This window comes from Cedecea neteri NBRC 105707 = ATCC 33855 (genome assembly GCF_001571265.1).
GTDB classification, from domain to species: domain Bacteria; phylum Pseudomonadota; class Gammaproteobacteria; order Enterobacterales; family Enterobacteriaceae; genus Cedecea; species Cedecea neteri.
In genome coordinates this window covers 20,723-33,726 of the sequence record NZ_BCTL01000058.1, presented here as the reverse complement: position 1 = coordinate 33,726, position 13,004 = coordinate 20,723, and the positions used below count along the sequence as shown (strand labels likewise).

Below are 13,004 nucleotides of genomic sequence, written 5' to 3'. Positions count from 1 at the left end.
ATCTAAATTAATGGGGTGGCTAATGGGACTCGAACCCACGACAACTGGAATCACAATCCAGGGCTCTACCAACTGAGCTATAGCCACCACTGTAAAACTTTCACGCGGTATATGATACCACCGCAGCTCTAGCGCCATTATAAATGGTGCGCCCGACAGGATTCGAACCTGAGACCTCTGCCTCCGGAGGGCAGCGCTCTATCCAGCTGAGCTACGGGCGCGTAGCGCCGTTGCGGGGTCGGATAATACGGGCTTCGTGCTCAGCTGTCTAGTGGTTATTTCAATAAAATATGCGCAAAACTGCGCGTTTGGTTATGCTTTGCGCATCCTGATGCTTATCCGTTCAGTTTTTCACTGGTGGCGTACTTATTCAGGCCAAATACCTTATAAACCAACGTCACGGCAGCCAGGAAAATAACCCCAACCGTCAGCGACATCCGCGTGTCTTCGTTCAGCCCCATACCCACCAGAACGCACACAAGGAAGGCCATAGTCAGGTAGTTCGCCCACGGGAATAGAATGGAGCGGAACGGATGGCTGGCGATGACCTCACGGTGCGCCTTACGGAAGCGAATCTGGCTAATCAGGATAACAAACCACGGCACCATTCCGGGCAATACGCTGGCGCTGTAGACATAAACGAAAACGCGCTGCGGATTGGGAATGATGTAGTTGAGGCAGGAGCCAAGCAGCAAAATAACGATAGAAACAGCCACCCCTACGACAGGCACACCGCTACGGGAAACCTTCGCCATTTTAGCCGGGAGCTGGCGGTTTTTCGCCAGGGCGTAGAGCATACGTCCACAGCTGTACATACCGCTGTTACAGCCAGACAATGCCGCCGTCAAAACAACAAAGTTAATAATTCCTGCCGCCGCCGTGATACCGATTTTCGCAAAGGTCAGCACAAACGGGCTGCCGGTGGTGCCAATCTGGTTCCACGGGAAGATAGTCACAATAACGAAAATTGCGCCCACATAGAAAATCAGAATACGCCACAGCACTTTCCCTACGGCACTGCGCAAGGTGACCTGCGGGTTCTTCGCCTCGCCGGCCGTGATACCGATGAGTTCCACACCCTGATAGGACGCGACAACAATACACAATGCGGTCAGAAACCCTTTCCAGCCGCCTGCAAAAAAGCCGCCATGCTCTGTCAGATTGCTGAAGCCAATCGCCTGGCCATGATTTCCAAAACCAAAGAAGATAACGCCCAGGCCCACGACGATCATCACGATAATGGTCGTGACTTTAATCATCGCAAACCAAAACTCTATTTCACCGTACAGGCGGACCGCCGCAAGGTTTGCCAGCGCCACAAGGCCGACAGCAAAAATGGCCGGCAGCCACTGGGGAAGATCCGGGAACCAATATTGGACGTAGACCCCAATTGCCGTGATTTCGGAAATACCAACCGCCATCCACATAAACCAATAAGACCAGGCCGTCAGATACCCAAAAAAGGGACTCATATAACGATGAGCATAGACGGCGAAGGAACCGGCTACAGGTTCAAGGAACAGCATTTCCCCCATTGAACGCATGATGAAGAACACGAACAGGCCCGCAACAATGTACGCCAGCAATACCGACGGCCCGGCCCATTTGAGGGTACTGGCGGCGCCCATAAACAGGCCAACACCGATGGTTCCTCCCAGGGCGATAAGTTCAATGTGTCGAGCTTCCAGCCCGCGCTGCAGCTCTGCTTTTTTCTCTGCCATAAATCCTCTGTATTGTGTTTGCTTTACTCCGGTTTTTACCGGTTATTGTGTTTGGTTGTTGCCAGGCTCAATAACAGGCCATGCAGCGTCGGCAAGAGATTTGCTGGCGCAACATCACTACGGCACTGCATCGAGTGGGCGCAATGGTTCCGTATTTTTTACAAAATTACAAATAACTGCGTAACAAATTGGCATAAGTCTGGTGGAAAATTGCGCAGAGAAAGCAAAACGCGCCCGGGTGAGCGCGTTGGAGGGTTTAAAGCTTGTTGGTCAAATGCCAGCGCAGATAACGCAGCAGTCGGAGTTGCCGTTTGATTCGGGTCGGCTGGGACAGCAATCTGTATAGCCATTCCAGACCGAAGTTTTGCCAGACCTTTGGCGCCCGCTTTACATGCCCGGTAAACACGTCATACGTGCCACCAACGCCCATATAAAGTGCCTGGGGATGCACTTCCCGGCATGCCTGCATCAGGATTTCCTGGCGCGGAGATCCCATCGCTACCGTGACAATCGCCGCGCCACTTTCATGGATGCGCTCAAATAATGCTGCCCGCTGCTCGTCCGTAAAATAGCCATCCTGAGTGCCTACAATATTGACCTGCCAGAGCTGCCTAAGCTTAGCCTCGGTTTGTGTCAGGACTTCAGGCTTGCCTCCCACCAAAAATACCGGTGTACCTTCTTGACCCGCACGCTGCATCAAGGCTTCCCACAAATCGGCACCGGCAACGCGGTTCACCACGGCTTCCGGGAATTTCTTACGGATGGAGCGAACGACGCTGATACCGTCTGCATATTTGTATTCCGCGGCGGCGATAAGACCGCGAATTTGCTTATCATCTTCTGCCGTCAGGATTTTTTCGGCGTTGATTGCCACTAACGTCCCCTGACGCAAGTTGCCTCCCGCGTAGAGATAATCCAGCGCATGCTGCATATCTCGCCACCCCAGCAGGTTCAGGCCGCGGATGTTATAGGAAGGGGCTTCAGTAGAGTTGTTCATGAATATCCTTGTCATGCATTTTGCGTGTCGGCAGCAGGCGCAGGCACGCGGCGCAGGCGTTGATGAATGAGCCCTGCGCTTTCAAATAGCCAGTAAAGTAGTTTTGCCACGAGCAGGCAGGCGCCAAAAATAACGAGGAAGAACACCACCCGAGAAACAAAAGAATCCAACCCCTCACGGGCCAGAACGATCATATTGAAAATCGCACCAAAGCAGAACGCGTAGATAATTGCGGCTTTATAGCGGTTACTTTCCCTGTTCGCCAGCTCGTACAGCCAGTCAAACCATTTGATAATCAGCCCGACGACAACCGCACCCAGAGGAATAAACCACACGCCCCCCATCACCACCAGCGAGCCAATCAACGTTGGGGAAATCGCCAGTCCCGAATGGTTATTCAGCACCTGCCAGGTAAAGTAGTTCGCGGTATTAAGCACCGTACCGGGGCGATCTGGCCATACCCAGCTTGGGATAAATACGTAGAAATCGCGAATAATAGGCGCCAGCCCCTGGAACTCGATCTTGTCGTAGTTTTGCAGCAGCAGACCAAGGTTTTCCCACGGAGAGAACGTATCGCGAGTCAGATAAAGGAAAGTGTAAAACGCTTCGTCCCCGCTGACGTTCAATCCGTAGCGCTTAAGCGCCAGCCAGAACATCCCGACGATACCCAGTACGCCCGCCGCCGCCAGCATCCAGAGCGAGATCCAGCCGCGAATAATCCCGATAAACAGAAAAATGGCAAAGGCAATAATGATGTTAGCGCGCGTCCCGCCAACAATCATGTACGTCAACAGGCCAAAAGCGACGGTACTGACCAGGAAGAAAATCCACGCCCGGCTGTCCTGACGCAGGAAGTACACCACCAGCATGGCTGGAATAAAGAAATAGAAGAAACGCTTAAGCGCGACGCCTGACACTTCACTGGAGAAGATTTGGCTGTAAGAGTGCAGCTTAAACAGCAAGAAGCCGTTATGGGCGAAGAAAATGCCGACGCTGACCAAAGCCACCAGCACCAGCATCAGCCACGTCAGGTGCGTCTCTACCCGGTTCATGGTAAACAACGGTCGCCGCTCTTTATGCCCAGCCTTCGCCCTGAGCCGGGTTTTATAGGTCACATAATAAATACCGTAGAAGCACGCTGCCGCAAGCTGAGCCTGCAACAGCACGTCTGCCGGCACCACTGAGACTCCAAAGCGGAACACCAGGGTACAAGTGAACGGAAAACCAAAGAAGAAGGTCAGTAAATAAAGAAGAGAAAAGAAGACGTTGAAGTTGAACCGCACGCGGCGAAACTCCTGATACGTCAGTAACCCGATAAACCCGACCGACAGGAACCAGACAACAAATAACCCGCCAAACTGTGTCAGACTCATTTTTGCTCTCCTGCCGCGATGCTCAGCGCGTGGTGCCACCCATCAATATAGTTAGGGTTAAAGAAAGCGATGCTTTGTTTATCCAGTAAACGTAACTGGCGCTGGGCTTCCCTCACGGTCGCTTCATCAAGTGCATCCCCGGTAAAAAGCACCGGAATATGCTGCTCGACCATGTCCTGCCAGAACGGATTCTTACGATTCAGCACACAAGGTATACCCGCCTGAATCAGCAGGCACAGCGTGCCAATCCCCTGCTGGCGCTCAAAGATAAAGTAGCCGAGATCGCACTGACGCAGCAGCGCCAGATAGTCATTAAATGCCATTTTTTCCGTCAGAACCTGGATGTTCTCCGGGCTAAACAGAGCGCGGCCAGCCAGCTCTACTTCAGCAATGTAGGCTTCGTTGTTCGCGGGGTAACCCATTGGCACAACAACGCGCACCGTGTCGCCAAATTGCTGGTGAATGGCTTTGAGGGCATCAACATGCCGGTTACTGCGATCGCCGGAGTTTCCTACCAGCAACGTTAACTTCCCGCTCCGTTGCCGATCGTCAGCCATCGCATTGAGGCCTGAGTCCATGCGGGTTGGGAAATACAGTAAATCACCTGGCACCCGCGGGTGGCGCTGGTGGAAATAGCTTAAATCCCCGCGCGTGGCAAAAACGCGCCCTACTCGCCCTTGGGCAAAACGGCGGAGCTGGTAAAAAAGTCGAAACTTAATGCTGCGGGAAACCTCATAAAGATCGGCCCCCCAGATATGCCAGTTCATCTGCTCTGGCTTCAGGCCTCCGGTTAACAGCGCAATCCAGAGGCTGCTGTTAAACTGCCCGTGAAAAAAGAAACGCTGCTGCCGGTTTGCCCGCGCTCTAGCCAGAATCTCTGCGGCAATGGCCTGCTTCGAAGGGTAAAGGCCGATCGACAACGCTGGAAAAGCGGACAACAGAGTGTGATCCCCGGACGCCACGAGAAACTCTCGTGCATGAGGAGTCGTGGCGGCTAAAACGTCGTTAAAGAAACGCAATACCGTCTGATTGTGATGAGGGATATCAGATCCCAATACGTGAATCAGTGTTGTCATGCTCGTCTACGATAAATAAGGAAAACGCCACAGCAGAGCGCAAAATAAACAATATAAGTAGCCATATAAGCCTGAGCCGCCCCCAGTGCGCCGTGGGCGGGAATCAACCAGCGCGAGAAGCCAGTTAACAGAGCAAACTGACTGATTTCAGTCAAAATATAAAAACGCAGCGATGCCTTTGCGATAACCAAATAGCCAAACACATAGGCCCCCACCTTCAGCACGTCCCCCACCAGCTGCCAGGCAAACAAATCACGCATGGCGCTGAATTTTGGTGAAAACAGTAGCCAGATGGCGAAATCACGCAACAGCCAGACGGTCAGACTTGCCGCCGCCACGGCGGGCAGAACAAACTTTAGCGAACGCGCGATTTCTCGCGTGATGGCACTTTTTTCCTTCAGGCGGGCCAACGTGGGCAGCAGATAAACGCTAAAAGATGCCGTAATAAACTGCAGATAAGCATCTGAAATACTGCTTACCCCTTGCCAGATACCGACTTCGTCCCAGCTGTAATGTTCCGCGAGCAGGTTTCGCATCATCACATAGGCCACGGGAAGCGTGACTGAGGTGATCAGCGCCATGAGCGTAAACTTGCCGAGATGGCTGGCCAGCAGCTTATCCCAGCTCGGCTTCAGGTAGCTCAGCGGAACATGCTCACGCCTCACAAGCATGACGACAGCAGGGATAACAATCAACGCAGGCACCAAAGCCAGACCTAACAACGCCCCCTGGTAACCCCCTAAACGATAGCAAGCATAATAAGCCAGCACGCCAATAACGCTGCCCGCAATCAGTGCCAGGGCGTTACCTGCGGCGTCACGAAATCCCTTCATAATCGCCAGCGACAGGTTTGCCCAGGCGATGCCCATCTGGACCAGTGCCACCAGACGAACCAGGTTCTGGTAGTCCGCATGGCCAAACAATCCGATGCTGATTGGCCGTGCGGCAAGAACGAATATCACCGCCAGCAGGGAAGAGAATCCGATCACCATTGCCGAGGAGGTGCCCAGCACCCGCTTTAGCTGCTCCGGGTTGTCATGATGTTCGGCAACGTACTTGGTGACGCCGTTAAAAATACCCGCACCGGCAAGTACACCCAGCACGGTAACCATTTGGCGGAAGTTTCCGGCAAGCCCCACGCCCGATGGGCCAAAGGCCACGGCCAGCATTTTGACCACCAGCAATCCGGCACCAATTTTTACCAGCGTGGATCCGGCGGTCCACACTGAAGCTTTAGCTAACGACATCTCAGGAGAAGTAACTTTGCAGCGTATTGATAACGGTGCGTTGGTTCACCGACGATAAGTTGTAGAACAGCGGCAGGCGGAGCAGGCGCTCGCTTTCACGAGTGGTGAAGCGATCCTTCCCATGGAATCGACCAAACTTTTCCCCGGCTGGGCAGGCATGCAGCGGAATATAGTGAAACACCGCCATGATTTCCGCTTCTTTCAGGTAGGAAATCAGCGCGCTGCGATCTTCAATATCACGCAGCTTGATGTAGAACATATGGGCGTTCTGCACGCAGTTTTCCGGGACAACAGGCAGTTCTATGCGTCCGGCTTTAGCCAGTGGTGCAAGCGCATCATGATAGATTTGCCACAGTTTAAGGCGCTGCTGATTAATCTTCTCTGCCGCCTCGAGCTGCGCCCAAAGGTACGCGGCCTGTAGGTCTGCCATCAGATAGCTTGAGCCAATATCACGCCAGGTGTATTTATCCACCTGCCCACGGAAGAACTGGCTGCGGTTGGTGCCTTTTTCACGGACGATTTCCGCGCGCTCGATTAAAGCAGGATCGTTAATCAGCGTCGCGCCACCTTCACCACCGGCAGTATAATTTTTTGTCTCATGGAAACTGAAGCACCCGATGTGGCCAATCGCGCCTAGTGCCCGGCCTTTATAGGTAGACATCACGCCTTGCGCGGCATCTTCCACCACAAACAGGTTATGTTTTTTCGCGATGGTCATGATGGTGTCCATTTCACAAGCCACGCCTGCGTAATGAACCGGCACAATAGCGCGAGTTTTTTCAGTAATCGCCGCTTCTATTTTGGTTTCATCGATGTTCATGGTGTCAGGACGTACGTCTACAAACACGATGACAGCGCCCCGAAGTACAAAGGCATTAGCCGTTGAAACAAAGGTATAGCTCGGCATAATCACTTCATCGCCAGGCTTGATATCCAGCAGGATAGCGGCCATTTCCAGCGATGCGGTGCATGACGGCGTGAGCAGAACTTTCTTGCTGCCAAAACGCTGCTCCATCCACTGCTGGCAGCGGCGGGTAAAACCACCGTCTCCGCACAGTTTGCCGCTGCCCATGGCGGACTGCATGTATTCGAGTTCTGTTCCTACGACCGGCGGAGCGTTAAATGGGATCATTTTTTCACCTGTAAAACCAGAAGGCGGTGCTTTCTATCGTGGCACCGCTTTTAATGTAGCGACGCAGCGCGGCGGTATTACTCACTTGAGTTGCCACCCGCAGAGTTTGTAAACCACGCTGACGACACCAGTCTTGCGCAGCAGCCATCAGTTCCTCGCCTAAGCCCTGCCCGGCAAGCAGACCAATTCTGGCCTCTCCAGCATTCAGTTGCCGTAAGGTCACAAAGCCCTGCCGCTTCTCGCGGTTATGCAGCATCAGGCACTGATGATCAAACGTGCCAAGCACGGCATTTTCGATCCATTGGGCATAGAAACGACCGCTGTCGTCAGGCTTATACCACGGCGCACGGAATCGGCTTTGCGTGAACACCTGGGAAGCCGCCTGGCGAAGCGCGGGAATATCTTCGGGCTGCGCGATATCGACGTGAATATTTGCATTTTGCGTGCCAACGGAAAGCGCTAAATCGACTTCACCCTCAACAAGTTGAAAGCCAAGCTGCTGCAAACCATCCAGCCAGTCGGTGCGATGAGCGGGGATTTTTGCCTGAATGCGCGACCATGTACTTAACTGCTCTTCCTGCAGGGCAGGGGCTTGCTCAGAGAAGCAAACCACGCTGCTATTTACGCCAAAGAAACGATTTTCCCAGTCCAGCGGGGCCAGGGTTGCATGAATCGGGTTCATATTGGGTTATCGCCAAACGCCTTTGGTATCGATAATCCACGGCTGACGCACTTTATCTGCGGGAACAGCTTTAAATTCTTTATGGTCAACTAACATCACCAGCACATCAGCCTGGCCAAGGGCGGCTTCCAGTGAGGTTAATTCGCAGTGGCCAGCAAGCTTCGCCGGTAGCGTATGGATATTAGGTTCGACGACCAACGTTTTACCGCCGTGCCATTCGGCCAACAGTTCAGCAATTTCCATTGCCGGGCTTTCGCGCAAATCGTCTATGTTTGGCTTAAAGGCAAGGCCAAAACAGGCAATAGTCAGTTCGCTGGTCCGGCGGCCCGTTTCAGCCAGACAGTCGGCTATCGCGGCTTTGACTTGGTTAATCACCCATAAAGGCTTGCCGTCATTCACTTCTCGTGCGGTACGGATAAGACGGGCTTGTTCAGGGTTCTGCGAAACGATAAACCACGGATCTACCGCAATACAGTGCCCCCCGACGCCGGGCCCAGGCTGCAGCACATTCACGCGCGGATGGCGATTGGCAAGGCGAATCAATTCCCAGACGTTGATCCCTTGATCCGCACAAATCAGTGAGAGCTCGTTGGCAAAGGCAATATTGACATCACGAAAGCTGTTTTCCGTCAATTTGCACATTTCGGCGGTGCGGGAGTTGGTAATAACGCATTCCCCTTCGAGGAAAATGTTATACAGCTCGCTCGCACGAGCAGAACATACCGGCGTCATACCGCCAACGACGCGGTCATTTTTGATCAGTTCAACCATCACCTGCCCCGGTAAAACGCGCTCCGGGCAATAGGCGATGTTGATGTCTGCCTGCTCTCCCGCTTGTTGAGGGAAACTCAAATCCGGGCGCAGGGCGGCTAACCATTCCGCCATTTGCTCAGTGGCGCCGACAGGAGAAGTTGACTCCAGCACGACCAGCGCCCCTTTTTTCAGGACAGGTGCAATGGATTCTGCTGCCGATTTCACATAAACCATGTCCGGTTCATGATCGCCTTTAAAAGGGGTCGGCACAGCAATGAGATAAGCATCAGCTTCAACGGGCTGCACGGTGGCGCTCAGGTACCCAGCGTCAACGGCAGATTTCACGACCTTGTCTAAATCAGGCTCAATAATGTGAATTTCACCCCGATTAATGGTATCCACCGCTCGCTGATTAATGTCCACGCCGATAACTTTACGTTGACGGGAAGCAAACGCGGCAGCGGTTGGTAAGCCAATGTAGCCAAGACCAATAACGGAGATGGTGGAAAAATTCATAATTTCACCTGATTTTGTTTTAAGGCATTTAAAATGCGGCTGCAGGCCTCGCCATCGCCATAAGGGTTATGGGCACGGCTCATCGCATTATATTCCTGCTCATCGCGGAGCAGTCGGGTGACTTCGGCGACAATCTTCTCTTCATCGGTCCCCACTAACCGTACGGTACCTGCGGCAACGGCTTCAGGACGCTCGGTGGTTTCGCGCATCACCAAAACGGGTTTCCCAAGAGAAGGCGCTTCTTCCTGAATCCCACCGGAATCCGTCAAAATAAGCCATGCGTGATTCATGAGATAAACAAAGGGCAGATACTCTTGAGGCTCAATCAAAATCACATTTTCGATATGCCCTAAAATACGCCTCACAGGCTCACTGACGTTTGGATTCAGGTGAACCGGATACACTATCTGCACATCGCTGTTCTGCGCGGCTATTCTTGCCAGTGCGCGGCAAATACGCTCAAAACCATCACCAAAACTTTCCCGACGGTGCCCGGTAACCAGAATCATTTTTTTCCTGGCATCGAGGAAAGGGTGTTTCGCCTCGATTTCCTGACGCACGGTTTCTTGAGCCAGAACTCGATCGCGAACGGACAACAATGCGTCAATCACACTGTTGCCGGTCACAAAGATTTTTTCTTCGCTGATGTTTTCTTTTAGCAGGTTCTGACGCGAATTTTCCGTCGGCGCAAAATGCCAGGAAGCAAGATGTCCGGTTAAAGTACGGTTTGCTTCCTCCGGCCACGGGGAGTAAAGATCGCCAGTGCGCAACCCCGCTTCAACGTGCCCGACAGGAATTCGCTGATAGAAAGCAGCAAGGCTCGCCGCAACTGTAGTGGTGGTATCGCCATGAACCAAAACAACATCCGGCTTAAAGGATTCCAGAATAGGCTTTAACCCTTCCAGAATACGGCAGGTAATTTCCGTCAAGCCCTGCCCCGGTTTCATGATATTTAAGTCATAGTCTGGCGTAATAGAAAAAAGGTGTAATACCTGATCCAGCATCTCACGATGCTGTGCCGTTACACATACTTTCGCGTCAAAAAACGCGTCTTTTGCCAACGCATCCACCAGAGGGGCCATTTTTATAGCCTCCGGGCGCGTGCCAAAAACTGTTAATACTTTCACGGTGATTCTCTTATGTTGAATAAGGTGGAGACATTCCATCGCTCCTCCACCAGGTGAAGGGCTTACGCTGTCTTTGGACGGCGAGCTAACGCTACGCCAGCACCGATAAGCGCCCCAACCGCACCCCACATAATCAGCAAGAACGCACGACGAGGACTGTCACGCTTAACCGGCTCTTCTGGCGTGCGTAAATAACGGTAGGTCTGGAAACGAGCATCGACGGTCGGCCCAACATTCAGCGTATTTAGCATCGCCCGGTTTTGATCGTAATCGATATCAAAATCCGGCCCTGCGGCCTGCAGGCTTTCCAGGCGAGCCTGCAACATAGGGCGACCCAACATGAACATTTCTGAATCCGGAAGTTCTTCTGCGGGAACGTTCGTTTCGCTTCGGGTGATATTTTGCTGTTGAGCAATTTTCAGTGCCTGCTCAGTGCTTTTGATTTTGCGATCGTAGATAGACTGCGCAACAGCTTCCTGCCGTTTTACCTGCGCTTTCATCTGAACGGTACGCGCTGCCCAGGCTCCGGAAAGCTCTTCATTGAGATGGCTAGCCGCACGCTGGCTGGCAAAAGCGACGTATTGCCGTAAAAGGTTATTGGCATCAGCGGCGGTTTCAGCCACCAGCTTTACGCTATCACTGATGTTGCGAGCGCTGTCGCCGGGCGTGTACTGAATATTATCGACGATCTCATCCAGCAGTGCGGCATCGACTTTGCTGTTCCCCACCTGACGCTGCTTGTAGTAATCCGTCTGTAACCAGAAATCCCTGCGGGTATCATAGGCTGAAAGCTGCACGATGAATTCTTTGTACGCTTCATCCATGACCGAAGGCTGATCTGTCGTCGCCATATTGGCTTTCACATCGAGGTTGCGCAGGAACTGCTGTTGAGAATAGTAGCCGCCCAACATATTGACCGTCGGGCGGTCGGTGATCGCCGTTGCACTCCACTCTTGTTTCGCTAAAAAGGTGTAAATCAGCGCAATAAGGGCAAAGACAAAGGCAATTCCGATAATCCAGAATTTGCCCAGCCACAGCGTGCGAAACAAGCCGCGAATATCCAGCTCATTCTCAACTACCGGGTAATTACGTGGCACATGCTCTTTCATCGCTTCCCCAATCCAAGTCAGACTAAATGTTTACGTTGCTGTTTCTGCGAGTGCGACGTTTATGACGCCGGATAAAACGCGCCACTTTCCAGGCTCGTTTTATACAAAAATCGTATAGTACAAATGCAAGCAAGAACAATGCCAACATCAACCATTCCGGGATAAAATGTAGATACTCAGCGGCAACACCAATGGCAGCAAGCAACGCCGCAGCAAGGGTGATCAGTACAAACGCCTGTCTTGAAGTAAAACCAGCACGCATGATCAAATGATGAATATGCTGCCGATCCGGGGAGAATGGACTCATGCCCTTGCGCAGGCGACGATACATAATTGCTATCATGTCCATCAGCGGAATCGCAATGATCCATAATGCGGTCACCGGGCTGATTGGATGTGTTTGCCCCTGCGTAGTCTCCAGCAAGATCCAGATAACGGTAAAACCGATTAGCGTGCTGCCGGCGTCTCCCATAAAGACTTTATAGCGACGGCCAAGCACGCCAAGGTTAAGCAGAATGTATGGCAGGATGGCAACGATCATGGCAAAACACCACATCGCGAGGCTGTACTGACCATCAAAGAACAGAATGATGCCCATCGCAGCAAACGAAACTGACGATAGTCCACCTAATAAGCCATCGATTCCATCAACCATGTTGAATGCGTTGATCGCTGCCCACACGGCAAATAGCGTCAGGAAATAACCAAATGGGCCTAGTACCAGTTCCCATGAACCAAATATATAGCCCAAACTGCTAAGATGCAGATTGCCATAGAACATCATTACGATGCCAATAACTGCCTGAATTGACGCTCGAATCTTCACTCTTACATCAAAACGGTCATCAAGTGCACCGATCAGAACAAGTACGCCTGCGCAGGTTAAATAAAGCCAGCCGTGCGGGATGTAGTACTTTCCGAGTATGAAAGAAAAGCAAATGCCCGCGTAAACAGAGATCCCACCAACCAAGGGAATCAACCCCTGGTGACGTTTACGGAAATTCGGTTTATCAACCAGGCCAATTCTCTTCGCTACCTTACGTGCAATGAATAGAAAGGCGGTAGTAAAGATGAAAATTAGGAGTAAGTCAGTTCCGGCGGTGACTAAATTCACAGTGAAAGGTCTCTGCAAGATTTATGGGCAAAGTCAGCATAGTAGAAATATGCAACTGTCCCGAAGAGATTAAACATAATTCCTCCCTGAACAAACTGTTAGCGATGGAGTGTTTCCATGGCAAAAGGAATTTTGAAATATAACGATAGCGAATACA

General features: G+C 52.1%; 11 protein-coding genes and 2 tRNA genes. All 13 read right to left on the bottom strand.

What is annotated here, in order from left to right; genetic code table 11:
* Positions 1-11: 11 nt before the first annotated feature.
* Positions 12-87 (bottom strand) — tRNA-His (locus CNE01S_RS20845).
* 57 nt (positions 88-144) lie between these two features.
* Positions 145-221 (bottom strand) — tRNA-Arg (locus tag CNE01S_RS20840).
* 114 nt (positions 222-335) lie between these two features.
* Entirely contained in the window at positions 336-1,721 is a 1,386-nt protein-coding gene (gene thrP, locus CNE01S_RS20835; RefSeq protein ID WP_061278216.1) for a bifunctional threonine/serine APC transporter ThrP, read from the bottom strand.
* Positions 1,722-1,977: 256 nt separating this feature from the next.
* Positions 1,978-2,718, bottom strand: a complete 741-nt coding sequence (gene wecG, locus CNE01S_RS20830) for a lipopolysaccharide N-acetylmannosaminouronosyltransferase (protein WP_061278213.1) — start codon at positions 2,716-2,718, stop codon at positions 1,978-1,980.
* Between the two features lie 11 nt (positions 2,719-2,729).
* Positions 2,730-4,091: an ECA oligosaccharide polymerase gene (wzyE, locus tag CNE01S_RS20825; protein WP_061278211.1), complete on the bottom strand. Its 1,362-nt coding sequence runs from the start codon at positions 4,089-4,091 to the stop codon at positions 2,730-2,732.
* Entirely contained in the window at positions 4,088-5,167 is a 1,080-nt protein-coding gene (locus CNE01S_RS20820; protein ID WP_061278210.1) for a TDP-N-acetylfucosamine:lipid II N-acetylfucosaminyltransferase, read from the bottom strand. Before CNE01S_RS20820 ends, wzyE begins: the two co-directional genes overlap by 4 nt.
* Positions 5,164-6,414, bottom strand: a complete 1,251-nt coding sequence (gene wzxE / locus CNE01S_RS20815) for a lipid III flippase WzxE (RefSeq protein WP_061278208.1) — start codon at positions 6,412-6,414, stop codon at positions 5,164-5,166. The genes CNE01S_RS20820 and wzxE overlap by 4 nt, the downstream gene beginning before the upstream one ends.
* Position 6,415: 1 nt before the next feature.
* Positions 6,416-7,546 (bottom strand): dTDP-4-amino-4,6-dideoxygalactose transaminase, encoded by a 1,131-nt coding sequence (gene rffA / locus CNE01S_RS20810; protein WP_061278205.1) that lies wholly within the window; start codon positions 7,544-7,546, stop codon positions 6,416-6,418.
* A 4-nt stretch (positions 7,547-7,550) separates the two neighbouring features.
* Positions 7,551-8,228, bottom strand: a complete 678-nt coding sequence (rffC, locus tag CNE01S_RS20805; RefSeq protein ID WP_061278202.1) for a dTDP-4-amino-4,6-dideoxy-D-galactose acyltransferase — start codon at positions 8,226-8,228, stop codon at positions 7,551-7,553.
* A gap of 6 nt (positions 8,229-8,234) precedes the next feature.
* Entirely contained in the window at positions 8,235-9,497 is a 1,263-nt protein-coding gene (gene wecC / locus CNE01S_RS20800) for a UDP-N-acetyl-D-mannosamine dehydrogenase (protein WP_061278199.1), read from the bottom strand.
* Positions 9,494-10,624, bottom strand: coding sequence for a non-hydrolyzing UDP-N-acetylglucosamine 2-epimerase (wecB, locus tag CNE01S_RS20795; RefSeq protein ID WP_061278221.1), 1,131 nt, complete (start codon positions 10,622-10,624; stop codon positions 9,494-9,496). Before wecB ends, wecC begins: the two co-directional genes overlap by 4 nt.
* A 62-nt stretch (positions 10,625-10,686) precedes the next feature.
* Positions 10,687-11,733: an ECA polysaccharide chain length modulation protein gene (gene wzzE / locus CNE01S_RS20790; RefSeq protein WP_061278196.1), complete on the bottom strand. Its 1,047-nt coding sequence runs from the start codon at positions 11,731-11,733 to the stop codon at positions 10,687-10,689.
* Positions 11,734-11,755: 22 nt separating this feature from the next.
* Positions 11,756-12,847: a UDP-N-acetylglucosamine--undecaprenyl-phosphate N-acetylglucosaminephosphotransferase gene (gene wecA, locus CNE01S_RS20785; protein ID WP_061278193.1), complete on the bottom strand. Its 1,092-nt coding sequence runs from the start codon at positions 12,845-12,847 to the stop codon at positions 11,756-11,758.
* Positions 12,848-13,004: the final 157 nt, after the last annotated feature.

Bases quoted from the DNA above. Each gene is read 5' to 3' on its own strand.
- thrP (WP_061278216.1), bottom strand. From the start codon at position 1,721: ATGGCAGAGAAAAAAGCAGAGCTGCAGCGCGGGCTGGAAGCTCGACAC.
- wecG (WP_061278213.1), bottom strand. From the start codon at position 2,718: ATGAACAACTCTACTGAAGCCCCTTCCTATAACATCCGCGGCCTGAAC.
- wzyE (WP_061278211.1), bottom strand. From the start codon at position 4,091: ATGAGTCTGACACAGTTTGGCGGGTTATTTGTTGTCTGGTTCCTGTCG.
- CNE01S_RS20820 (WP_061278210.1), bottom strand. From the start codon at position 5,167: ATGACAACACTGATTCACGTATTGGGATCTGATATCCCTCATCACAAT.
- wzxE (WP_061278208.1), bottom strand. From the start codon at position 6,414: ATGTCGTTAGCTAAAGCTTCAGTGTGGACCGCCGGATCCACGCTGGTA.
- rffA (WP_061278205.1), bottom strand. From the start codon at position 7,546: ATGATCCCATTTAACGCTCCGCCGGTCGTAGGAACAGAACTCGAATAC.
- rffC (WP_061278202.1), bottom strand. From the start codon at position 8,228: ATGAACCCGATTCATGCAACCCTGGCCCCGCTGGACTGGGAAAATCGT.
- wecC (WP_061278199.1), bottom strand. From the start codon at position 9,497: ATGAATTTTTCCACCATCTCCGTTATTGGTCTTGGCTACATTGGCTTA.
- wzzE (WP_061278196.1), bottom strand. From the start codon at position 11,733: ATGAAAGAGCATGTGCCACGTAATTACCCGGTAGTTGAGAATGAGCTG.